Origin of the sequence: Paenibacillus sp. IHBB 10380, from assembly GCF_000949425.1 — a bacterium.
Taxonomy (GTDB): domain Bacteria; phylum Bacillota; class Bacilli; order Paenibacillales; family Paenibacillaceae; genus Paenibacillus_AQ.
This window is the reverse complement of record NZ_CP010976.1, coordinates 2,125,219-2,149,877: the sequence shown is the minus strand read 5'-3', so window position 1 is coordinate 2,149,877 and position 24,659 is coordinate 2,125,219. Positions and strand designations below refer to the sequence as shown.

The window sequence follows — 24,659 nt, the reverse complement described above, 5'->3', positions numbered from 1 at the left end:
GCTATGACGATGAATCATGAGGAGCAGGTAAAAAGATGGAGGCTGATTCTTGGTGCAGATGCTGAGCCGAAGCTACAATCATATGGAGCAACGTCCGGCCCTCTGCTTGATGAGGACTCTAGGCTGATGGATGAAGCACTGGCAGCTATCTATGATGGAACATCTGGTCACAGTTGTATGGACTCTAGCGGTTCAGGTCTCGCCGGGAGCCGGAAATCAGCAGGTTTGGGGGCGTCTTCCCCCAAGCTCGCCAAGTGGCTTGGCGATATCCGTTCATTTTTCCCGCCGGATGTCGTGTCTATTATTCAGGCAGATGCTATTGAACGGAAGGGGTTAAATCAGCTCCTTTTTGAACCTGAACTATTGTCTCAAGTGAAGCCCGATATTCAGATGGTGGCTACATTGATGTCATTAAAAGGACATATTCCCGAGAAAACGAAAGATACGGCACGGCAACTCGTAAAAGTGGTGGTAGAGGAAATAACGAAACGGCTCTCCGATGACATACGAAGGGCTGTAACTGGGGCGTTGAACCGGAGGCAGCATTCGCCGTTACCGTCAGCTTCTGGGCTCGACTGGAATACGACCATTCGTAAAAATTTGAAACATTATGATATGGACCGACAGCTGCTCATACCAGAAAAAGTTTACTTTTTCGACCGGGCACGCAGAAGCAAGGAGTGGACCGTCATTCTGGATATTGACCAAAGCGGCTCTATGGCGAATTCCGTCATCTATGCATCGATTGTGGGTTCGATTTTTGCCAGTATGCCTTCTCTAGACACTAGAGTCATCGTATTTGATACTGAAGTCGTCGACCTTAGCGAGCAGTGTGCCGAGGATCCAGTTGACATGTTGTTCGGTGTTCAGCTTGGAGGAGGAACGGACATTAACAAATCCGTAGCTTACTGTGAACAGTTTATTTCAGAACCGAAAAAGACAATTTTTATCCTCGTCTCTGACCTATACGAAGGAGGTAATCGATCTGAGCTGCTGCGCAGAATGGCAGAGATGCAGCAAGCGGGAGTGAAGGCAGTATGTCTGCTTGCCCTATCAGATCAAGGAATACCGGATTACGATGATTCTGTAGCTAAGAAGTTAGCGTCCTTTGGCATCCCGTGTTTCGGTTGTTCGCCAGACCGGCTACCTGAATTAATTGAAGGAGCATTGAAGGGATTGGACCTGAAGGAGATGGCTAATCGGATAGGAGATGCGAAGAACCTGTAAACAAGGCAGCATACCAGAGGTGATCGTGCCGAGAAATTATTGAACAAGGATTTAGTTGTGGCACGAATTCGATATTTTCTGGAACGGGGCAGAGTTTTTAATTCCTCATCTCGACAAATGGACGCTCTTCCGTTCTTCCTCAATGCATGGGAATTAGGAATCCAGTCCGGTGGTTTTCAGGAATAGAAAAGCCCTCGAAAATTCAGGGCTTTGTTAACCTCATGATGTGTATTCTTCTTAAACATTTGAACCAAGTGTAAACTCAATATTCATGCTTGAATCAGATATATCTGAAATAATTAACCCTGAATCCTTAGAGTTCCACTGTCTACTGGATGGATTGGTATTATATGAAAGTGCAAGCCCTTCAATATTACCGTATAAATCCCGATTATCCCCAGGATTGCGGTTATTCTCTAGATCTAGGTTCCCATCAGCTTGTATTAGAGCACATTGATAGTGCTCTGTTGGTGTAGCAGCTTGATATTCATTAGATCCATTAATGTCACAATGATATACGGCTAGCCCACTTGAAGGCAAATGTTTGTCCAGATCAACAGACGTTCGATTTTCAACAAGAAAATATTCATTTTCAATATCAGTATTATATTTAAGAATAGTATTGTAATCTCCATGCTGTACATTAATTTTACCAGTAAGTTCGTTAAGAATAATCTTATTTTCACACCAGCCGGCTAAGTCCCTTAAATATGAACAAACTGGCGAAGGTGTAAGACCATTATTGAGGTGGTTACCGGAGCCCATCAAACAATATTGTCCTATACCTTGGCTTTTTTCCCTGTCACCATCACGTTCACCATAGTCATACATATCAGGGAAGCGGAATAGTAAGTGTCCAGTTTCATGACAAAAAGTCCCTATACTTAAATCACTAGGGCCTCTTCCTAGACTGGATAGCATGTATAAATCAATTTTATAACCATTGTATTCTAAATCAGCATGTGAATTGTGCGGCCAGAGTTGTTTTTCATAAACTGTCCTTCCGGCATAAAGAAAGTTTACTGCATCAACAATCTTACTATTCGTGGAATCGAATTGTGACAAGTCGATATTTAAATCTCTTACTAAGATATCCATAGCATCCTTTATAAGAAGGTTTCTTTTATAATAATCAATCCCATTTGGGAGTTTTACAGGTCCAACTACGTGATTATTATAAATTAATTTCCCAGACGACATTAGTTTATAGTACTCACTTACAGAACAAAAGTTTCCATTTTCTTGATAATTATCTCCATTTAACATGTTGCTCACATCATCAACGGTAACAGAGGAAGAGAGATCAGAAAACTCAACTAAAACAGTTAAGCCACGAACTACACCTTTTGTAATGGATCTTCCTTCAAGTAATCCATTATTTGGTCCTATTGCCCTCATATTATTTTCAAAGTTTTTTTTCTCATCCTTTGGCCTGAGCTCGTTATATCTCATTGAAAATTTTTCACTTCTTATTGATGGATCCTCCTTAATATGACGAGTAAGATCTGAAGGTGAGGGGTCAGTGATGTCAATACCACTTGAAGAAAGTTTTCCGTTATTTAGATAAGCGTAGCAGTATTTTTTTAAGTCTGTATCATAAATGGTTGTATAACCATCAAGCGACTCATATCTAGCGTAAAATTCATCACCAAATACGCGAAGAGTTATCTCTTTGTTCCCATGGGTAAAGCTTAATACTTCTCCATCTATTTTGCTCATTAAAATTTACCTCCTGAGTAGTGATTTTTGTTCTTTATTATGAACTCACTTTCGAAAATCATTCTCAAGTCCTGAATTTTTTAAATACTAGAAATTTTTCGGATTTGTTGTGACGATTATATAATCGTTAAAGGGCCGTAGGTCGTAATAATCACCGATCAATTTTTTTTTGAAAAATTCACTAATTTTATAGAGATTATATAATTAAACGCTCGTGTTTTAGTAGGACGAATAGAGTCAGATGAGATTATTGCCGGTGAGTGGCGATTAAAGCCATAAACAGCGAATTGAAACATAGACCCGAAGATGATGCAACATCATCCTCGGGTCTATATGGTATAGATAGCATATTCAATTTTTAAAATTAATAGTTAGTTAGTCACAGTAATAGAATAAGACTAGTGCTCCTACAACTGGTACAGTTATCAATTTTTCACAATGTAACACTTCTTCATTTCAGTGTGGTGTCTGTAAGTTTTGTTGATCTGCTCATATCATAGCATGTCCTGAATTTACCTTCAATATCTATTTATGTTAAAATTTACATTATATATGTGTGAAAGTTTATTTCGAATACTTTTTTTCATCCGGGTTAATTTGATAACTAAAGGTTATAAACAGAATGTAGTCCGATTAATATCCGCAAAAATCGCGTTTTTTTATTTTATTTAAACATAGTGAAAGAAGATACGATGATAGCGGGAAAATATGCTTTGAAAAAAGGGGAACGAATGATTGTGCTGATTCCTCAATTGCATCGAGATGTCTCCGCGTGGGGAGAGGATGCCGAGGATTTCCGCCCGGAAAGGTTCGAGGATCCGATCTTGGCACAGCCGAGGGTATTGCCCGCGAGCTTGCGGATGCATCCCACTATCAAGGCTTCCAAAGTAAGGTAGCATCTCTGAACGATTATGTAGGGAAATTACCTACAGACGGCATTATTTATATTGTAACGGCGTCTTATAATGGCAGACCGCCCCATAATGCACGTAACTTCGTTCAGTGGTTGCCTGAAGTGGAGTCTGGTGAATTGGAAGGTATTCGTTATTGCATCTTGGGTTGCGGTGACCGTAACTGGGCAAGCACTTATCAGAGTGTTCCGAAATTTATTGACGAGCAGCTTGCATCCAAAGGGGCAAAAAGACTAGTCTCTCTCGGGGAAGGCGACGTCAGCGGCGATTTCGAAACACAGGTAGAGAGCTGACGTGATCAGCTATGGCCAGAAATCATGAGCACATTAGGATTGAGCATCAAAGAAAAGACAAAACAAGCAAGCTCTACTCTGTCCGTACAGTATGTCAGTGAAGCGATAGAAACGCCACTTGCCGAAACGTACGACGCCCTTTATGCAAAAGTACTTGACAACTGCGAGCTTCAAACAGGAGGGGGTGGACGTAGTACTCGGCATATTGAAATTGAGCTTCCAGAGGGAATATCGTATCGAGAGGGAGATCATTTGGGTGTTTTTCCTCATAATTGGAATGAACTTGTCGAGCGTGTCTTAAGTCGATTTGGATTGGATGGCAAGGACCATGTTATTCTGAAATCGACTGGACAGCGTGCAGCTCATCTCCCGCTGGATCGTCCCGTAAGCTTATACGACCTGCTGAGCCGCAGCGTGGAATTACAGGAGGCCGCGACTCGAGCTTGCTCTTGCTGCATTAACCGAATGCCCGCCCCATAAGCGAGAGCTGGAAGCTCTAATGGAGGAAGAGGCATACAAGGTGAATGTCCTTCAGAAACGGATTTCGATGCTTGATTTGTTAGAGAAATACGTGGCATGCGAAATGCCGTTTGAACGTTTTGTGGAGCTTTTGCCTCCTCTTAAAGTAAGTTATTATTCGATTTCCAGTTCTCCTTGCGTGCAGCCGAAACAGGCCAGCATTACAGTTAGCGTTGTGCGCGGACCTGCCTGGAATGGCCAAGGTGAATACCAAGGAGTTGCATCCAACTATCTTGCGGACATGCAGCCGGGAAATTCCATCGTGATGTTCCTTCGCACGCCAGAGTCAGGCTTCCAGCTTCCTGAAGATCCGGGAACTCCGATTATTATGGTAGGACCAGGGGTAGGGATCGCGCCGTTCCGTGGATTCCTCCAGGCACGTTGTGCACTCAAGCGAGAAGGAATGCAACTTGGCACAGCACACCTCTATTTCGGTTGCCGCAACGAAGCGGATCATATATACCATGAGGAGCTGGAACAGTTCCAACAAGAGGGACTTGTTACCGTACACATAGCATTCTCACGGATGGAAGGGCAGTCGAAGACTTATGTTCAACAACTGATGCAACAGCAGGAGCAGGAGCTAATTGGACTCTTGGATCAGGGTGGACGATTCTATGTGTGCGGAGACGAAAGTAAGATGGCTCCGGATGTAGAGGCAACCCTGCAAAAATCTTATCAAGAGATTCACGGCGTTAGCGAAACGGAAGCGAAAAAATGGCTGGATCGTCTCATGGTCGAAGGACATTACGTCAAAGACGTTTGGATGGGGGTTTAAAGATTGGCTCACGTAGTAGCTGAGACCATTTGATTCGAAAGAGACATGGTATTATCCCCTTTTAAGTAGACACTCAAAAAAGACCGCATGTTTCATGGGGGAAAGAGTGAACTTGGAGGGGATACTTTTATGGTGAAAGCTTATATAAAATAATTGGATAGGATTTACAATGATGGCAGCCTATTTGTGCTTTCTTTTGGTAGTACGATTCATATCACGCGTCCCATTGTAAACAAGCGCAACCAAACAATGCTGAAGATCATCTGTATTACATAAATGGCCAGACATACATATAATTGATTATTTTGGAGATTTGCGTACAATGGACACCCATATTAAAAAATTACGGGCTAAGCTAGGTAACGAAGGGCGATATATTCGTACTGTCATTGGTTCTGGCTATAAATTTGAGATGGAACCATGAGAAGGCATGGTGTTCTCCTTAAATTATTCGTTGTAACGTCCGAACTAATTTTGATTATTTTCTCTTTAGTGACAATAGCAGAAGGATTATTCTTTGAACGATTTTACAGGTCAGCTAAAATAGATGAGTTGGAACGAAACATGAGCCAATTGGGTCGTCAATATGGAGGTGTGTACTTGAATGAGATCGAAGCGGCACGGCTTCTCGGTCATTTTATGAATCATAATAATGCCAGTGTCGCTATACTGAATAAGCAGTTTGAACGAATGAGCCTAGACCCGTATTTTATTAGGCTGCAAACAGAGTCCACAATCATTACAATTCAAATCTCGTCAGATGGCACGATGACGCAAGACATTCCGACAGGACTTAGCACTGGTTATTTGCTGGTGGTGGATGGAATCTTTATTGGATGAAGAAGACACCATTATGCAACCAGTGAAGATACAGCAGCAAGACTTGAAGCTAAGAGAGGGTTAGGTCCGTGTGAAAGGGGAGATATCGGATCTATTGCTGCCTGTGCAGGCCCTAGACGAATAAATATATTGAGCAATGCGATTCGGCACGCCGTGGAGCACAGTAAGATACGAATTGAGATACAGCTCTGAAATAGTTTTATATAAATCCGCGCGGAATAACTAATTCCAAAAGTCGCATTTTGCGGTTTTTTATTATGTAGTGGTGATCACATGCGGACAGATGTCATATCTACCAAAGTAGAGGATTCATCACAGAATAAGATATGCTTTTTTATAATATTCCATTTTATGTTGACTCCTTACAAAGTTCTAAATGAGTGATGTGAAGTGAGTCTCTGTTTATAACAATCTATCAATATAGAAATATTATTATTTACTGTTAATGATATACATGGTATATTATGTAAATAAATTGAGATGACTGGGCCCTCATTTTAGATTTTAAACCCTAAATAGTAAATGGAGGTTTTATCAAATGTTAAATAAACTATCTAAAAAATTGTTGGCTGTTGGTATAATTGTATTTTCTTTGGTGTTCTCATCACAAGCGGCTTTCGCAGCAAATGTTCCTGACCAAGAATATAATGATGATTACTACTCAGCCCAAAAGCTTGTATATGGAGATCTAGCTGTGGGGAAGATAAATTCAGCAAATGATAGAGACTGGTTTTACGTCGAAACTGGTGCGAATGACGGGGGAAGAGAAATGACTCTTTTTCTCCAAACGAAGCCAGAGAGCTCCCATTCTATATTCGTAATTAACAAAAACTTTGGTGAGCCTGTACCATATACAGTGCTTTCTCAGGGTGTTGGAAATCCTGAGTGGGTATCGTTTAGGGTTGAGGCAAATGCTAGATACAACTTCATTGTATTCAAATCTTCCCTTACTGGTTATGATCCAAATGCTACTTACTATTTAAACCCTTGGCTATTCTAATAAAATAATAGGTATAAATAGGCTGTTCTCTTACGAGAATGGCTTTTTGTTTTGGAAAAAGAAGACGAAACAATGAATAGTGAATTACTAGCTGTTCTTAACCGTCAACCCAATTCTCTTCGAGTTCGTAAAGCTATTCGTTGCTCAACAGGAGGAAAAATCGGAGAAATACGATGAGTTGGTCAATCTGGACTCGTATTCTCTTGTAGGAACTTAAACTTCACATCCCATACTTAATTGCACCGTAGTAGAGTTTAACTTCTAATAGGAGCAATAGAAAAATTTGACGAATTACAAATATAAAAGAATATCGTAAAAAGATTTAAATAACATTATCGACAATCTTTGATAGACTTCGACACGTTGATTAATTATATGATATGAAAAGAAATGTAAATCGTTGCTATACCAACATAATCGCTGCTTTAAAGAAGCAAGCTCACCTTCCTGCTACTACAGTCTCGGTTCATACATCCTAACGCACAAAAAAGAGCCCATTTTTATTGATCATGGCACTCCTTTTTGTTTTAACTCACAAGTTTGCCTTATCAAGATCGAAGCCATTGCAGCAATTGATTAGCCTGGTAGCGTACGATGTGTTATGGAAGTTTTCTAGAATGAGTGAGTATAAGCTCTTGTGGGGCAAAAAAGTTCAGCTTTGGCTCACCTTAGGAAGTCCACTAGGTGAACCAGCAATACAAAAAGGACTCTATGATTCAAATGAGCCTGACGACGGCATGTATCCGAGAAACATCGTCAATTGGATCAATATTAGTGCCGAGGATGACTATATTGCTCACGATGGAGATATGAAAGATGATTTTTCCATGATGCTGTACAAGCAGTTGGTTGAGTCGATTGAAGATATTCCACGTATTTATACGTTTTGGAGGGACAACGAAGGTTCCTTCAATCCTCATAATTTTTTCGCATACCTCAACCATCCCACGGATTTCCGATCCCACTACACGACTATTCTGATACTTAGCTAAATCTGGTAAACGCCACTGAATAAGTTGTGAACTCAAACCTAAAGCTAACAACGGGCTGGCTAGCCTTGCGGTCTCGTCCGCAAACCGGACTACTTCCCCACGCGTAAATTGGTAATAATCCTCCATCGTATGTTGGTTCGCAGGGCGCTCTATCAAGCGCTTCAGAGGTTCATCATAATAACCGGACTCGACATAGAATTGACCATCTATTTCAATCATTTTCTTTTTTAGCTGAAGTGGCCATTTCCCCATCAAAATACGATTGCATATATCTCCATAGTAAACAAAAGAAATCTTGATTTCTTGCTGCTCCACCCTTGTTGCTGTCTCAACGTCAAGTCGTCTTAAGCCCGTAATCATGGACTTCAAAACTAGCTGCTTCATCTCCTCGCAAGCTGGTTTTTTGTCCCTGCCATGAATGATGATTAAATGCGTTCCTCCTCATTACCAAGCCTGTCACCCCCAATTAAGTCATACTATTAGTAGTATGTTTCATTAGTTTCCAAACCATTCATATTCGAATTCAGTATGATTTCCTTTAAGGCGAATACATTATTTACCGCATTTACTCTGCATAAATGTAATTGCATATACAAAGGAATATAGCGTTGGGGGAACTGACAACAAACTTATATTGGAGGAATAAACATGCTATTTGATCAAATTTGGCAGGCCGATATGAAGGGGAATGGACTCCTTCCTTTAATAACAGGGTTGAGTGACGATCAGAAGGATACATCCCCCTGCCTGAAAGAGGCTAATGAAAAATGGTTTCACTTCTCAAGCTGCGCTTGCTATTAAACTGTTGTGGGAGCGGGTCAATCAGCGACCTAAAGACGCCCCTTAACAACCGTGAATATTTTATTCAAGCTGCGGGTGAATTACGTTTACGTCTCTCTGAAGCTACTATCGAAGAGTTAGTGCGTGAAGTTGTCATTGGTTTTGAAAATTCCTCGTAAGGAAGCTTCATTTGCCGTTAGTTAAAGAATATCTTTACCAAATCTAAGAATTGCATATACATGTAATAAAAACTTCAGAGAGCGTAAGGGGAACAAGTAGTTGGCAAAATCACATGGAGGATGCGATAAATGCATCAATTAAAGTCAGAGAAATTCTGTAACTTTGAAATTGACACTTAAATGATTTTTGCACTAAGATTGTTGAGGGGAGATTCGTACATATGAATATGCTACATTCACATTTGGGGAGTAATCGTAACTATCCTGCTATTGTTGCCTGCTTGAAGACCATTCGAAACTGGCGTCAGGAGATCGTAATAAATGATATGAAAAAACGAGGTGTTAAGAAAATATGTTTATATTTTTGGGGATTACAATTACTTTACTGGTCATTTTTCTATGGTTTTATTTAACAGACCCTAGAAGGATAATCAATGGTTTTCTATTCAACTTATTTTTTTGTTCATTAGGTATTCTATGCATGTATTTAGCTTTCAGCTCAAATAATCAATATTTAATGATTGTTGCTGTTATACCTATTCTAATTATTTTCTTAATGTTTAGCTTTGGCCTTTTTGTGTTAATGATAGGAATGTTTCTGAATGCAAGGATTCTAACTAGAAAAGAGGGACGACGTTTTTCTAATTATTTAACTTTTATTTTTGGTATTTGTCTTTTGTTATTGATAATAATTTCTATAATCGATCCGTCTCGATTCTTATCTGATAAACTCCAGCTACTTTACACGGGAATGGTTTTTATTGTTTTATATTTATTTGTAAACTTATCTAATTTCTTAATGGCTTATTTTCTCTATCAATTCAATAGACCAAAATACAATCAAGATTTTATTATCGTTCTTGGTAGTGGATTGATTAATAATAAAGTTCCTCCACTTTTGGCTAGCAGAATCAATAGAGCGATTGATTTTTATTGGAAGCAAGCCACTGTCTCATCTCCACCAACAATCATTTTTTCTGGTGGACAAGGCTCAGATGAAAATCTTCCCGAAGCAGAGGCAATGCAAATGTATGCTATCGAAAAGGGAATTCCTATGCAGCACACAATAAAAGAAGATCGTTCTGTGAATACTTACCAGAACATGCTCTTTTCAAAACAAATTATGGATTCATTAAAAGGTGATAAATATAAAAGCATCTTTACAACAAACAACTTTCACCTTTTCCGCGCCGGGTTATATGCGAAACAAGCAGGATTAATGAGCCAAGGAATCGGCTCAAAAACAGCTTTCTATTACTGGCCAAATGCAATGATTCGAGAATATATTGCGGTTGTTGTAATGAGTCGGAAGCGTCATAGTATAGTAGTAGGAATTATTCTAGGATTATCTATAATAATGACGGTAATTGGCTATTTATTTTTTTAAGAAAAGCGGCAGCACACCTTTCAAATTTTTTTTATTCGGTATCTAGCAGGAGACGCTTAAGCAGGCAAAGTCCTCTATCCAATTCATCAACATCTTTGGCAGATGTCAGCGAAATGCGAATAAACTGAGCGGATTCATCTTTTTTGGCCAAGAACCGATCGGAATGATAAACATGGATACCGTGTGCTAAAGCATTCTGCTCAAACTGTTTGAGCTGATAAAGCTGGGACAGCGGAAGCCACCGAAAAAAACTGAGCGGATTTTCATGTGGATTAGTTATTTGAAAATATTTTTGATAGAGTTCATTGCGTACTTTTGCCATTTCTTTCTTATCTCTAATGATCCTGTCAGCAACTCCCGTGTTAATCAATTCTGTTATAACCTCTGCATTTAAGGCAGAAGTTTTTATGTTGATATTAAAGATTCCGTAAGTGATTTTTTCAACAAACGAATTTGCGTAAGCTATAAAGGCCACTCTCATCCCGGAACTTAGTGATTTAGCGATACTTAGAATATAAACAAATCTTTCTGGCACAAAATGTGAAACAGGTAAATAACCTTCTGGAGCAAGAAAAGAGTAAATGTCATCTTCTATCAAGATAAGTTCGTGTTTTTTTATAATCTCTGCTATATCCTTTCTGCGGTTCATATCCATCGTGACAGCAGTAGGGTTGTTACAGGATGGAACTATATAAATTCCTTGCAGCTGATTTGTTCTGCAGGCAGCATCTAACCTCTCCGGCATCATGCCTAATTGATCTCCCTCAATCGGAATGAGCTGGATATTTAATATGTTAGCGAGCTCAATAAAATTAGGATACGTATACGTATCCACCGCAATTTTATCCCCCGGGTGGAACAGGGATATTAAAATCAGCGTAAGAGCATTTTGTCCCCCTGAAGTGATAGCGATGTTCTCAACCGGTGCATCCATGGAAAATCTCTGCATCCACTTCCTGGCTGCCATTCTGTGATAAGGCATTCCCAGCGGATGTCTATAATCAAGTAATTGCTCCAGGTAATTATTATTGGCAATACTTTTGATAGCTTCTGCCACTAATCCGTTTGAGCAATCCAGTGGTTTTACAATGCCCATCTCTATATAATTTTGTCCCTCACTACTTTCTGCCATAAAGATTGCATTTCTCGCATTAGGAGTGACAAAGGTTCCCCTCCCGATCACCGCATAAATTAACCCTTTCACTTCACATATTTTAAAAGCCCTGGTTATGGTGCTGAGATTAATATCAAGATAATCGGCTAGCTCTCTTTGAGGCGGGAGTTTGGTATTAGGCGGCAGATATCCATTGAGAATATCATATTCTAATAGGCTGGCAATGGATCGATATAACGGAGAAACAAGCTGCTTTTTATCCGGTTTCCACGTCATCGGATAATGTTCAAATGAATTTACGGGCATCTTAAACCTCCTGATCATTGTCTTGCATACAATTATATCATTGAAACCATACAATTAGAGCGCTAAAGTTATGTATGTGATCAATTCCCATAAAAATAAGGAGGTTAATACAATGAAATATTACGTTGTAGATGCATTTGCTAAAAAATTATTCGAAGGGAATCCTGCCGGCGTCTGTATCATGGAAGAATGGATTTCGGATGATACCATGCTAAAAATCGCTGCTGAAAATAATCTTTCTGAAACAGCTTTTGCTGTCAAAGAGGGAGAGTGCTATCGTTTAAGATGGTTTACTCCAGCAGAAGAAATTGACCTTTGCGGACATGCTACTTTGGCAACCGCGTATGTCATTGCTAACTATTATGAAAAGAATGTAGACCAAATTACATTTCAGACAATGAGCGGGGAGCTTGTTGTGGTGAAAAAAGGGGATCTTTATGAAATGGATTTCCCTAGCAGAATGCCTGAAGAATTCACCTTAACGGAGCAAATGGTGGAAGCGCTTGGTGTAAAACCTGTAGAAACCTATCTGGGTAGAGATTTAATGTTTGTACTGGAAAAAGAAGAAGATGTTCAAAATGCATCAATTGATTTTTCCAAGCTTAAACAGCTGCCGGGCCTGGGTGTTTCCATTACGGCCAAAAGTCAAAAGTACGATTTTGCTTCTAGAAGTTTTTTTCCAAAGTTAAATGTGAATGAAGACCCCGTATGTGGTTCTGCACACTGTAACTTCATTCCTTTCTGGGCAAACCGTCTAGGCAAAAATGAAATGGTGGCGAGACAGCTTTCCAAGCGCGGTGGAACATTATACTGTGAATTAGTCGGAGATAGAGTGAAAATTAGCGGATCAGCCGTTTTATATGCCATAGCGGATCTTCAAATAAATCAATAAGGTAAGGGAGACTGCATACGATGAGAATAGAACGAACAATTGAAAAATTAGGAATTATACTTCCTAAATCCCCGTAAGTCGCGTTTATCGGTTTGCAATAGTTTGGATTTATGAGGTTAGTGGATCTTCTTCAGGAGCTACAATCGAAATGGATCTCGCTCAGAATTCTGAACAGTCCATACAAAACAGCTCCGGGAGGTATTTCCCCTAGAGCTGTTTAAATAGTGAATTTCGATTTTGAAATGACGGTCTTCATGAAATAAGGTCCGGTTTCTATTGAAAATCTACAATAATGGAGTTCGTACATGAAATACAATGCATTACTTTATCATGGGGAAGCGGCTTACCAAAGTCATTATCTACGCTTACATTCAGCGTATTGCCCAAGAAGAGTTAAAAGTCGTGATTCTCTCCGGAATCCGCCGGAAGCAGAACAACATAGATGCATCTTCATGTTAGAAATACATACTACTGTTCTAAATGGACAGTAGTATGTATCAATTTTGGGTTATCCAGTAAATTCTTGGACCCATTCATTGTTATAATAAGCAACACCGATACGGGTATAACTATTATTCATTATATTTGCTTTGTGGCCTGGGCTATTCATCCAATCCTTCATAACCTGGGTAGGGGTGGTTTGCCCTTTTGCGATGTTTTCTCCAGCGGAATTGAATGTGATCCCGAATTCCTTCATCATATCGAAGGGGGATCCATGTGTTGGAGAATTATGATCAAAATAATTATTGTTGTACATGTCCTTTGCCTTAACCATAGCCATATTTGACAATTCTTCACTCATACTCAGGGAACTTAATCCTGCTTTGGACCTTTCTCCATTTACTAAATCCAGAACCTGCTGTGCGAATTGGGATGAATCGTTTTCACCTTCCTGTGCCTGTCCTGTTGTACTTGTCGGGACTTTTTCTCCAGGATTTCCGGCCGGTGTTTGAATCAGACCCAACAAATCCGAATGAATTCCGTTTTGTGCTTCTTTTGTTGTAATCCTCGATGTAGTTGTTGATGATGCTTGTGTTATAACAGGAGTTGGTGCAACAGTATGAACATGATTTGAAATTCTTGTTTGCTTAGGAGTCACTTGCTTTTGCGTCATATTGTTATTGGCCATACAGCCTGTCACCAGTAATAATACTGCTAATACGATAAACTTTACCATAAGCCAACCTCCCTGGTCCGTCAAATTAGTGAAGTTACAGAATTAAGATTTCCTGCTTGCCCTTTATTTATTCCTTATTTTCGTTTTCTCCTAGCTGTGGCTTTGTCACCTCCATAGAATCGGAGGAGTTTGAACCGAATGGCTTTTACACTATGATTTTATTAAATCGATGGAAGAAAGACATATAGAAGCACATCAAGGATATTGGCAAGAGCACATGAGAAAATCCGCACAAGATGGCGTCTATACCCACAACTTACGAAGGAACAGAACAGCAGCATTCAGCATTCAATGCCCAGCGTTGTTTATTACAGGGGAACTTGACCTGGTTATCGGTGAGGAAAAAGTCAATCAACTGGCTTTACTTGTCAAAGGATCAAAGTATCTCGTTGTCCCCAACGGAAGCCATAGACCGTCAAACGAAACCCTCGCCAATAATTGGCGGAGGTTTTGCCACTGTTGAATTTGAAAGGAAAGATATAAATCCGATAGTATACTTATGTACAAAACAGGAAACTATCATATTACTATAGTTTTATATTTTGCAAGCTGGGATCTAAATACACTCATGACGAATATTATCCTCCAACGGGGTTAATCACCATATGAGCTTAAAAGAGTAAAGGAGGAGGTATTCTTTTATGGCAGAAATCGTAAAGGTATTTCGGGAAACACTTTTCGGTATTCAAGGCAGATAAGAGGCTTTCCTTCAGTACATCTGGTTTGATGAATGTGACTCTATCAAAATTGGAGCGACAAAACCCCGACGTCTGTCCATTTGGCTGAAAAATCCTGCTTTGTATGTTCATAACATTGACTCTATTCATACTTATCGTTTATATTACCTCTATGCTTCAATGCACAAAAGCCAAAAAGCGAAAAAGCCAAAAAGCCAAAAAGCTTAAAAGTGAAAAAGATGATAATCCTATGCTAAAAGATATATAGAAGCGAATAAGGATATATGAATCTTCTACCGCCACAACAATGGATAAGGAGCCCCATCATCATGGACCGACAGCTTAATTTCTCAAAAAGCATCATTCTCATCGTCTTTATTCTAGCAGCTCTATTTGTATCGATCTTTCTCTTAAAAGCGGAACCGCATCTCCCACTTCTCGCAACAACCGTTGGCACAGCCACTCTATTGCGCTTATTCGGCTTTACTTGGAAGAAGCTCGAATCCGCCATCATTCAAGGTATTCAAACGGCCATTATGCCGATTCTCATCCTCTCGCTCATCGGTATTCTGATCGCCGTATGGATGATGAGCGGTACGGTACCGACGATTTTATACTATGGTATGGATTATATTGAACCGCATTATTTTGCAGTGAGCGCGTTATATGTCACCATCGTCGTCTCAATGTTCACCGGAAGCTCGTTCACTACAGTCAGTACGATCGGCGTCGCCTTAATGGGAATTGCTTTAACGACGGGTGTTTCTCCAGTCCTGGCGGCTGGAGCGATCATCTGTGGGGCTTGTTTTGGTGACAAAATGTCGCCATTATCCGATACGACGAATTTTGCTCCTGCGGTGGCTGGCATATCCTTATTCACACATATTCGTAACATGGTATACACAACGGTTCCGGCGCTTGTCGTGACTACTGTCTTTTTCCTGCTCGCGCCAAAAACCAATACCATCGATTTATCATCGATACAACAAATCAAGCTTGCATTGCATGACGGATTCCATATTCATTGGTTAACGTTGATATCACCTCTTGCTGTTATTGCTTGCTCTATCAAGAGGATTCCGATTATACCGACGCTAGTCGTCGGTATTGTCACCGGACTTCTATTGACCGCCTTGATTCAGCACCAGACGGCAATTGATGTCTGGTTCAGTGTGATGCAGAGCGGCTATAAGAGCTCTATCGCCAACGAAACGGTCGCTTCCATCGTAAACCGCGGCGGCTTGCAATCTATGATGTGGTCCGTATCTCTGATCTTAATCGCTTTATCATTAGGAGGATTGTTACAGCATTGCGGCGTCATCGAAGCCTTCTTCCGTAAAGTCATTCAACCACTGAAGCGTAACAGCAGTATTGTCCTCATGACAGGTGCATCATCTATTGCGGTAAACGGCATGACCGGCGAGCAATATCTCTCTATCCTTTTGCCCGGTCAAATGTTCAAGGATGAGTATACCCGTAGAGATATTCCAGCGAAGACCCTGTCCCGTACGCTGGAAGATTGCGGTACGCTCGTTAACCCATTGATTCCATGGGGCGTCAGCGGTGCCTTCTTCGCATCTACACTTGGTGTTCCGGTTATCGAATATGCACCCTATGCAACCTTCTTGTGGTTAAGCCCACTATTCACGTTTGCCTATGCCTTAATACCAAAATTGCAGAGGAATTCGCTTGGTAAGGATAAAGTGATTTCAAAATAATTACTGTAGCCATCGGTCTTATCTCCTGAATATTGGGAGGTAAGACCTTTTTATTATTGCGAGATTGAAAAAAAGATACAGAAATATGAAAAGATCGCCCGAGACCGGAGGGGAGAAAGCGTACGCAATCGCAGTCTGCGCATTCAACAGAAGGATTTTGACGAGGCAGGTAAAAGTAAAAGCCTGAGAAATCAGACTTTTTTATATTTATGTAGGCATAATAATGTCAACGAAAATTGCACTATTTTCCCCATATTATAGGAATTTTATATAAATATACATACATTGTGGCGTTACTTACTATAGGAGATAGTTGCATTTTTTTGATCGGGAAAAGTCCATCGATATCGACGAACTTAACTAGTGACTAGCATAATCCATAATATCCCAACAGTTGCCGAGTTGATTGGTAGAATGGTCAATGACGCAATGCGTATTTGTAGAAAGTGTGGGGCTTTATAGCTTCTATTCGTGTAGACTTAGCCTTTAGGTTCTAACTTGTTATTATCTTAATGTGTATTCATAGCAGATTTGATTGTCTATCGGATTTCAGATTGAAATAATAAGCGAGTATTATACTTACATGTAGTATTCGCTATACTAGAAAAAATGATTTAGGGAAGGGATGTAATCATGCGGAAAGTCATCGTCATTGGAGCAGGAATTCTTGGAGCATCGACTGCATACCAGTTAGCAAAAATGGGGGCAGAAGTTTTTATTGTAGACCGCAAGGATCAAGGACAGGCGACGGATGCCGCTGCTGGCATTATCTGTCCTTGGCTATCACAAAGGCGCAATCAGGCATGGTACCAGCTGGCAAAAGCAGGCGCGCGTTTTTATCCAGAGTTGATTAAGGAACTCGAAAGCGAGGGCGAGACAGACACAGGCTATGCTCAAGTTGGTGCGCTTTGTATTCATGATGATATGGAGAAAATCAGAATGATGGAGGAGCGGGCATATCTACGAAAAGCGGATGCACCGGAAGTTGGTGAAATTACAAGGCATAATGAACAAGATACACATGAGTTGTTTCCTTTGTTAGCGGAAGGTTATCATTCCGTACATATTAGCGGTGCCACCCGCATAGATGGTCGTGCACTTCGCGATGCGTTGGTCCGATCAGCACAAAGAAACGGGGCCGTCCTAATCAATGGGGATGCCACGATTAAATATCAGTCAAATCGTGTTACAGGCATAACTGTTGGGGAAGAAAGCTACTCAGCTGACAAAGTCATTGTATGTGCAGGTGCATGGGCAAATCAACTGCTGCAGCCTTTAGGCATTGACTTTAAGGTTAGTTATCAGAAAGCACAAATCATGCATTTACAGGTTGCAGATCGACAAGATACAGGTACATGGCCTGTCATCATGCCGCCTACGGATCAATACTTGCTCTCTTTTGATAATCAGAAAATCGTTATAGGAGCGACTCATGAAAATGAAATCGAAGGGTATGATACAAGGGTAACAGCAGGCGGAATGCAAGAAATACTGAATAAAGGCTTAGTGTTGGCACCTGATTTAGCAAACAGCACTCTTCAGGAAGTAAGAGTCGGCTTTCGTCCGTTTACCCCCGGGTTTCTCCCGGTGATTGGTGCTGTTCCCGGTTGGGATGATCTTATAGCGGCTAACGGACTAGGAGCGTCCGGATTAACGATGGGTCCCTTTATTGGAAGTCAGCTTGCAAAGATGGCACTAGGAATGGATCTGGATATCAATTTAAATGACTATGAAATTCGAAAAGCAATAGAATGAAAAAGAAAAACAAATCTGGGATCTGGGATGTTTTCATGTTGTGGAATATTTTTGCTTTTTGAATTATTCTAATTATTTAGTAGAATGAAGTAGTAAAAAAAGGAGGCATACAAATATATGTATCGTAAAGTGGAAGATTTTATCCTGGACTGGAATGAATCAGTTGCTGGGACAGTTAGTGTGTTTAATGCAATGTCAGATAACAAGCTAGACCAAGCCATCGTAGAGGGACATAGTACACTTGGTTGGTTAGCATGGCATTTAACAAATGCCCCTGTATTTTTATCTAAATTTGCAGGTTTTGAAATCCCCCTAGTCGGCAACCCAAAAGAAGTACCAACTTCTGTCAAGACAATTGTAGAGGCATATGAAATAATGGCTCAGGCTTTATCAAATGCTGTAAGTAACACATCAGATGAGGCATTATTAGAAGAAGTCGCTGCATTTGGTAGTACGACAACACGTAGTCAAATTTTACGTAAAATTGTTGACCATCAGACACATCATCGTGGTCAAATGACCGTCTTATTACGTCAAGCAGGTTTACCTGTTCCTGGTGTAATGGGTCCAACAAGAGAACAGCATTAATATGAAGAACAGTGGCACAAGTCCGAATAAGGATATGTGCCACTTTTTATTACACTTATGACGATGCTACGCATAGAGCATGGAAAAACAGCGAGAACCAAGCACTTTCCTTTACTAGGGACAGTGCTTGGTCTGTTTGCTGCGCGGGTATTTTTCACTTAGTTTAGTAGCGTTGAATTGGAAGGCAATGATAGTGCTTTTTCAGAACTTACATGTTCTAATTCTTAGACAGCTATTATGACGTCTTACGCGTTAGATGGTGGAGTCCAAATGTTCACTATTTCTTTTCTTATTAGTGTTGCTCTTATCCTTCGGTAATTCATTCTTCGTAATCATCTTTTATGTAAATAGATAAAAAGAAAAAGGAAGACCTTTTCTTGTAGAATTGAGTTACCACACAACAATTAACAGAAAGAGGTCTTCCCTATGAATCATTTCACAGGCCGATGTCAGCGAAATGCGAATAAACTGAGCGGATTCATCTTTTTTGGCCAAGAACGGCAGGGACTGGTTCGGGTAAAATGGTTCAATAACAAGACTGATATCGAACCAGATACTTGGGAAAACTTCGAAAACTGAGAGTTTACGGCAAAGGAAGGAAAGGATGCTGACGAGGGCAGCATTTGCATTGGTCTTTCTATGGCTCACAGCATAAAACCAAGAAAGATAGATAGTGATGTTCAGAGTGTGATGAATAATGGCACATGATTTCGGAGTCAATTTTACAAACAAATCGTTTAATAAGCTTCTAAGTGACTAGAATGTCACTTATCAGTCACTTGAAAGTCACTTTGGGCAGATATACTAAATTTATCGACAAAATGAGGGGATTGTGGGTGGTGGAGTAGTATGTGTGGCTAAGGATTCGTAGAGCTAGTAATGTGAATTTCACACTTATTAAAGGAGATGTTATGGAAGTGAAATTACGGAAGACCCTCTTTGTAGGAACCATTTTGTACACGTTTTTAATATTATATTTTTTGTTTTTTGCTTTTAATAGAATAGAACATCAAACCAGTGAGTATGGATACACATTTATGCTTATTCCAGAAGGTGTTCCGCTTCGTTTTCCAAACCTGTATGACCTATCATTTTCGTGGATTTATAGCTTTGGAAACATCGCCGCTTTTATCCCTTTTGGCATATTAATACCCTTGTTATATCGCACACGTTTTGTGAAGTTCATATCCGTATTTGTCTTGGTTATTCTCGTTTTGGAAACACTGCAAGCTTTAACATATCTTGGTTCCTTTGATGTAGCTGATGTCATGTCAAATACGTTAGGTGCAACTATAGGGTTTTGCGCATACAAGGTAGGGTTTTCTTCGAAAATTTCTTGGAAAAAGATCATAACTTCGGGGTTAACTGTTGTTGTTCTATTGATCGGAATCATGGGAATCTCTGAGATGATTGATTATGCTATAGAGAAAAGAGAAGGTCCTATTCAAGCTTTACATGATGTGAAAGAAGTTACAGGAAGCATGCCTTTGACAGAAAATCTTCCTAGTCTCACCGTAGCAGGCAAGGGAATAGAGCCCAAAATGAACGTTTATAGCAGTGAAGGTGAATTAAGCAAAAAATACACCTACATCCTAGGGAACAAAAAAGATGTATTGTTTTATTCCTATTACGGTATTCCCGACAAGGGTGAAGTTGAAATAATCGTAGATGGGCAAAAAATAGCTCAGTTAAATGCTCAGTTAAATGACCAATATTATCAAGAGGCAGAGGGTTTGGTGGATCGGCATTTTGAGAAGATAAATGAAATTACGATTATAGTTTCCGGGAACGCTAAGCTGTGGGACGTTGGATTCAGTGAAATGAAGCACTGGTGGGAATGATAAACAAGCCCGTTAAAGGGTTTTAGACGCGACTACGAGGAACTATTTGTTTACAGGCTGATCTTTTATTTATTAAAGATCAGCCTTTTATTGTGCTCTGAATAAAAGAGAAGAGGCAGTAAGGATAATTGGAATAGCAAGAATTTATTCCATTTGCCGATTGACTGATTATATTTATTTCTTTTATCTTGTTTTTCATAACAAGACAACCGAATGCAGGGACGCCAGCTCCCACTCTTCGATGATTAGGTATTTTTCGAATGTAGTGTGCTTTTACACACTGTTTACTAAAGTGGATAATATCAAAAAAGGGGTCCATTTTTTATCACATTGGAAAGGTCCACACGTATATCAAGATTTTGAATATTAGTATCTAAAGCGTGGATGATCAAACTTTAATACTAGTTTCTTTTATTTATTGATATCTTTTGTTCAGTAATTGCAAAGAGGAGTAGATTATTGTGTCGTTAAGCGATTGATTCTACCCCCAAGGATGTACCTTAATTATATAGAAGAGGTGGCACGGGTGATGGGATTATTATAAATATGATTGAAAGATAACATATGAAAGTATTTAAATAGTATTTAAGGGTGTAGGAAATTGGAATAGTATGGCTTCGTTACTTTAGACAAAAGGAGAATCCGGATATATGGCGATTTTATCAACAGGACCAATAGAAAATAATTATGTCCGTGGTGTTCGGCCCACTCATCGAGTTATGGTGAAAATTGATAATCGTGATGCTGTTAATTCTTCTACGGTAATGATTCAGGGTTTCTATCTAAATGGGACAAGAACGTTGTATGTGCTTGAAGTTATTAATGTGAATTCAAATGAGGTGATTACAAAAGATTATTATGCTGATTTTAATTCATTTGAATTTGTTTTTAACACTGGAAGTGTCGCAGAAGATGAGACTCAAGTTTCAGTTTGGGGTAAAGATTCAAAGGGTCAGTTAGTGACAGCTCATCGTATTATATCTTCCGAATTACTTGTAGCAAAAGGTAAGGAAGGAACTGGAGATACGGGAGCCAATGGGGATACGGGAGCGACTGGAGTTACAGGTGCAACTGGGGATACGGGTGTAACTGGAGTTCAGTATCGACCGATAATTTGAACGGTAACATCCTTGCCCCTTTGTCAAGTGTTGATCATGTAGATTTAACAAGTTGGGTATATAAAATTCAAATTTACCAATGGAATTCCTGCTTCTGGCACACAAATTACCTTCAAGTCTAAGGTCGGGCACACTTGGGATTCGACATCTTTAGAAGTAAGTGGATTTACAATGAACTCGCAGGGCGTATTTGAATTAGGGTTTTCAACAGAAACTAGTTCAAATAAATGGAGACAAGAAGGGACTTTTATAATTAAATTTTAAATTCATACAAAGGATGGATGCTTGAAAGAGTATCTATCCTTTGTTTATTTTGGAGGTGGCTGCTATAAAAATAGGAAAAAATTATAGTTTACATGTTTATTTTAATTGCAGGCCTATCAGGGATGTTTTATATTATGCAACATAAATATGATAATAAGTCATTTTTACTCATTACAAATCAATAACCAAATGCCCATTAAAATTACTGGTTACAAATCTGGGCAAATGGAACTTCAAAAGCAAAACGGTAAATCGATCAACGAAAAGGTTGTTCACTTTGCAGATCTTGGGGGCGGCTCTAATCAAAGCCCGTAGCGAAGAAATCGATCCGTTTGTTGCACTTGAAACTGTCATGCCGTGGGATATCATCTCGTCGCAGCCCTTGTCCGAATCCGGCAGATCAACACGATAATTACCCTGTCATTCAAGTTCAAAAGATACAGTGACAAGTTCAAGGCCAAACGGAAGCCAAGACTGTCAATGGAAGTGTATAACCTTTGAAGGATCAATCTAGCAAACGGTTAGGCCGCGGTTTGACCTAGAGCCTCTGCAGGGTCCGGTGTTCTCGCAATGGGCGAAGCGGCTTAAGAAGCCTCACTTGCTCCGTCGGTCACCCTACCCCTCAAACCACTTAATGCATTTGAACGCGCTCAGGATAACATACAGTGAGTTGCAGCAAAAGTTGTCCCCGGTTATACACCTGTGAGGCTGCCGCGGGAATGATCGGTAGCCCCGTTACGCTATTGGCAGTTTATCTTGATCGTGTTATTTTTGTTGCAAATAAAGGGAAAACGAGAGTTCTAAAGAATATTGGTATTGATGCAAATATATATTGTTGAGAGGAGTTTGATCATGATTAGTGAAAAAAGCAAAGATATCATTGAAAATTATATTGGGGCCTACAATTCATTTGATATTGAAATTATGGTTAAACTCCTGCATCAAGAGATCCTGTTTAGGAATTTTTCCAACGGCGAAATAAACACTGAGACCAGAGGAATACAAGAGTTTAGAGAACTGGCAGAAAAGTCGGCAAAGATTTTCTCAAGTCGTTGTCAGACAGTTACTGACTATAGTGCTGCTGACGACAAAGCAGAAGTACAGATTGATTATGAGGCAATACTGGCTGTTGATTTGCCTAATGGATTAAAGGTTGGGGATAAGATTCAATTAAAAGGGAAGTCTGTATATGGGATTCATGAAGGGAAAATATCATTAATTGAAGATTTCAGTTGAGTGACGCCCGCGAGATGACGCAAGTTGTGTTGAGCTAACGGGACACTTTAGCGCAATGACATAAAAGTGCCTACATAAGCTTTATCTGTAAAGCCTGCTAAATCAGGCTTTTTTATTTTTTTATGTAGGCAAAATGGACTTTGGCGCTACCATAGAGCCAATCTTAGCCGTTCAGTTGCTCAATACTGGAAATCAATCCTTACTTTTTTAATCTTGGCGTGCTGCTTGCTGCTGGGGCTGCTGGCTACATTTTTTGATAAAAGTGTATAACCAGACGAATAAACAAAATCCAAATGGCTGAACTTCAATTATAGGTATAATCGAGTAGGGGAGGGGGTAGCCTCCGACCTCTATAACTTTACTAATGAATGCTATATGATTTAGGAGCTTAAACGTTATGTTACACGCCGTTCATATAGCTTTTTCATATTTCTAACCCTGCGAATCATTTCAGTCCTTACTTCCAGAGGTTCTAAACACTCACACTTATCACCGAAACTAAATAAAAGACTGTATCCAAAATCATCCACTATAAATGGAAAGTGGACAATAAATTGATTATCCCCATATGGGATTATGTGTTCACTGCTACAATAATGCTGCACCCAATCTAAGATGGATTCATGAATAAGTAATTTGATTTCAGTCTGTTTCTTTGTCATTACATCTGTAAATTCAGAAATCGTTGTAGGCAGTTTTCTCGGTATGAATATTTCATCCAGCATTATCAGATTTGAAATTCTAGATAGCTTGAACAGGCGAAAGTCTTGTTTTTCAAGGCAAAATCCTTGAACATACCAATGGTTTTCTTTTAGTACGAGTTTATAAGGCTCAATTTTTCGGCTGCTGATGTTTCCTTTTCGGTCAGAATATAAAAAAGATAATAGGTTTTGTTTCTGTAACGAGATTTTAATTACGTCTAAAAATAACTGTTGATTTTCATTTCCCATCCAAGGTTTTATGTCAATGGCAATTTGATTGGATTTAAACTCTATATCACTTGCTTGTTCGGCTGGTATGAGGCTTTTTACTTTGGCAAGCGTATGGACCATTTCTTCGCTCGTTAGCATAGATGAAATGCTTCCAAGTCCCATCAAAAGCGTAGAAATGTCGGAAGTAGTAAAAAATTTCTTGTCTACCTTGTATTCTTCCATGATATGAATTCCGCCATGAACGCCGGGAGTGGATACAATAGGAATGCCCGCCATATTGATGGCATCAATATCTCTATAAATTGTCCTGAGTGAAACCTCGAACATTTCGGAGAGGGATTTTGCGCTAATTTTTCTACGCTCTAATAAAACCATAATAATCGAGATCAGTCGGTCTACTTTCATTTCATAACAAC

At 39.7% G+C, this 24,659-nt stretch carries 19 protein-coding genes and 2 pseudogenes; 15 read left to right on the top strand and 6 right to left on the bottom strand.

Annotated features, from left to right (window positions below; genetic code table 11):
- Window positions 1-3: 3 nt before the first annotated feature.
- The gene (locus UB51_RS09275; protein ID WP_044877057.1) at window positions 4-1,227 is read left to right on the top strand and encodes a VWA domain-containing protein; all 1,224 of its coding nucleotides are present in this window, start codon (window positions 4-6) and stop codon (window positions 1,225-1,227) included.
- Window positions 1,228-1,464: 237 nt separating this feature from the next.
- Here the strand turns inward: UB51_RS09275 and UB51_RS09270 are convergent, their stop codons facing one another.
- Entirely contained in the window at window positions 1,465-2,946 is a 1,482-nt protein-coding gene (locus UB51_RS09270; RefSeq protein WP_044877056.1) for a M6 family metalloprotease domain-containing protein, read from the bottom strand.
- Between the two features lie 680 nt (window positions 2,947-3,626).
- Here UB51_RS09270 and UB51_RS27070 point away from each other — a divergent pair.
- Window positions 3,627-5,447, top strand: a pseudogene (locus tag UB51_RS27070) (bifunctional cytochrome P450/NADPH--P450 reductase); the annotation flags it as partial.
- A gap of 209 nt (window positions 5,448-5,656) precedes the next feature.
- On the opposite strand, the gene UB51_RS29680 reads toward UB51_RS27070, so the two are convergent.
- Complete coding sequence (locus UB51_RS29680; RefSeq protein ID WP_445322359.1) at window positions 5,657-5,770, bottom strand: hypothetical protein; 114 nt, start codon at window positions 5,768-5,770, stop codon at window positions 5,657-5,659.
- Here UB51_RS29680 and UB51_RS27065 point away from each other — a divergent pair.
- The 3 genes and pseudogenes from UB51_RS27065 to UB51_RS09255 all read left to right on the top strand — a co-directional run.
- Window positions 5,743-5,871: pseudogene (locus UB51_RS27065) on the top strand (winged helix-turn-helix domain-containing protein); the annotation flags it as partial. The gene UB51_RS29680 and the pseudogene UB51_RS27065 sit on opposite strands and share 28 nt — an antisense overlap.
- On the top strand, window positions 5,868-6,287 hold the full coding sequence (locus UB51_RS09260) for a hypothetical protein (protein WP_044877055.1): 420 nt from the start codon (window positions 5,868-5,870) through the stop codon (window positions 6,285-6,287). The pseudogene UB51_RS27065 and the gene UB51_RS09260, both read left to right, overlap by 4 nt.
- 538 nt (window positions 6,288-6,825) lie before the next feature.
- Window positions 6,826-7,287, top strand: a complete 462-nt coding sequence (locus UB51_RS09255) for a hypothetical protein (RefSeq protein WP_044877054.1) — start codon at window positions 6,826-6,828, stop codon at window positions 7,285-7,287.
- A gap of 716 nt (window positions 7,288-8,003) precedes the next feature.
- On the opposite strand, the gene UB51_RS28215 is transcribed toward UB51_RS09255, so the two are convergent.
- A complete protein-coding gene (locus UB51_RS28215) occupies window positions 8,004-8,648 on the bottom strand; it encodes a hypothetical protein (RefSeq protein ID WP_160297247.1) in 645 nt (214 codons plus the stop codon).
- 279 nt (window positions 8,649-8,927) lie between these two features.
- Here UB51_RS28215 and UB51_RS28210 point away from each other — a divergent pair, with 279 nt between their 5' ends.
- The 3 genes from UB51_RS28210 to UB51_RS09245 all read left to right on the top strand — a co-directional run bounded on the left by UB51_RS28210 (window position 8,928) and on the right by UB51_RS09245 (window position 10,625).
- The gene (locus UB51_RS28210) at window positions 8,928-9,080 is read left to right on the top strand and encodes a hypothetical protein (RefSeq protein WP_160297246.1); all 153 of its coding nucleotides are present in this window, start codon (window positions 8,928-8,930) and stop codon (window positions 9,078-9,080) included.
- A 379-nt stretch (window positions 9,081-9,459) separates the two neighbouring features.
- Complete coding sequence (locus tag UB51_RS28415) at window positions 9,460-9,651, top strand: hypothetical protein (protein ID WP_162484580.1); 192 nt, start codon at window positions 9,460-9,462, stop codon at window positions 9,649-9,651.
- Window positions 9,591-10,625: a YdcF family protein gene (locus tag UB51_RS09245; RefSeq protein WP_044877053.1), complete on the top strand. Its 1,035-nt coding sequence runs from the start codon at window positions 9,591-9,593 to the stop codon at window positions 10,623-10,625. The genes UB51_RS28415 and UB51_RS09245 overlap by 61 nt, the downstream gene beginning before the upstream one ends.
- A gap of 31 nt (window positions 10,626-10,656) precedes the next feature.
- Here the strand turns inward: UB51_RS09245 and UB51_RS09240 are convergent, their stop codons facing one another.
- Window positions 10,657-12,045 carry an aminotransferase-like domain-containing protein gene (locus tag UB51_RS09240; RefSeq protein WP_044877052.1) on the bottom strand — a complete coding sequence of 463 codons (1,389 nt, stop codon included), beginning with the start codon at window positions 12,043-12,045 and terminating at the stop codon, window positions 10,657-10,659.
- A 112-nt stretch (window positions 12,046-12,157) separates the two neighbouring features.
- On the opposite strand from UB51_RS09240, the gene UB51_RS09235 reads away from it, so the two are divergent.
- Complete coding sequence (locus UB51_RS09235) at window positions 12,158-12,937, top strand: PhzF family phenazine biosynthesis protein (protein WP_044877051.1); 780 nt, start codon at window positions 12,158-12,160, stop codon at window positions 12,935-12,937.
- A gap of 508 nt (window positions 12,938-13,445) precedes the next feature.
- On the opposite strand, the gene UB51_RS09230 is transcribed toward UB51_RS09235, so the two are convergent.
- On the bottom strand, window positions 13,446-14,114 hold the full coding sequence (locus UB51_RS09230; RefSeq protein ID WP_044877050.1) for a CAP domain-containing protein: 669 nt from the start codon (window positions 14,112-14,114) through the stop codon (window positions 13,446-13,448).
- 1,006 nt (window positions 14,115-15,120) lie between these two features.
- Here UB51_RS09230 and nhaC point away from each other — a divergent pair.
- The 6 genes from nhaC to UB51_RS09195 all read left to right on the top strand — a co-directional run bounded on the left by nhaC (window position 15,121) and on the right by UB51_RS09195 (window position 23,311).
- On the top strand, window positions 15,121-16,509 hold the full coding sequence (gene nhaC / locus UB51_RS09220) for a Na+/H+ antiporter NhaC (protein ID WP_044877048.1): 1,389 nt from the start codon (window positions 15,121-15,123) through the stop codon (window positions 16,507-16,509).
- Window positions 16,510-17,142: 633 nt separating this feature from the next.
- The gene (locus tag UB51_RS09215; protein WP_044877047.1) at window positions 17,143-18,264 is read left to right on the top strand and encodes an NAD(P)/FAD-dependent oxidoreductase; all 1,122 of its coding nucleotides are present in this window, start codon (window positions 17,143-17,145) and stop codon (window positions 18,262-18,264) included.
- Between the two features lie 117 nt (window positions 18,265-18,381).
- Entirely contained in the window at window positions 18,382-18,852 is a 471-nt protein-coding gene (locus UB51_RS09210) for a DinB family protein (RefSeq protein ID WP_044877046.1), read from the top strand.
- 911 nt (window positions 18,853-19,763) lie between these two features.
- Window positions 19,764-20,693, top strand: a complete 930-nt coding sequence (locus UB51_RS09205) for a VanZ family protein (protein WP_044880005.1) — start codon at window positions 19,764-19,766, stop codon at window positions 20,691-20,693.
- Between the two features lie 650 nt (window positions 20,694-21,343).
- A complete protein-coding gene (locus UB51_RS09200) occupies window positions 21,344-21,811 on the top strand; it encodes a hypothetical protein (RefSeq protein ID WP_199925062.1) in 468 nt (155 codons plus the stop codon).
- A 1,116-nt stretch (window positions 21,812-22,927) separates the two neighbouring features.
- Window positions 22,928-23,311, top strand: coding sequence for a nuclear transport factor 2 family protein (locus UB51_RS09195; RefSeq protein WP_044877045.1), 384 nt, complete (start codon window positions 22,928-22,930; stop codon window positions 23,309-23,311).
- Window positions 23,312-23,706: 395 nt separating this feature from the next.
- Here the strand turns inward: UB51_RS09195 and UB51_RS09190 are convergent, their stop codons facing one another.
- Window positions 23,707-24,648 (bottom strand): helix-turn-helix transcriptional regulator, encoded by a 942-nt coding sequence (locus UB51_RS09190; RefSeq protein ID WP_044880003.1) that lies wholly within the window; start codon window positions 24,646-24,648, stop codon window positions 23,707-23,709.
- Between the last annotated feature and the right edge of the window lie 11 nt (window positions 24,649-24,659).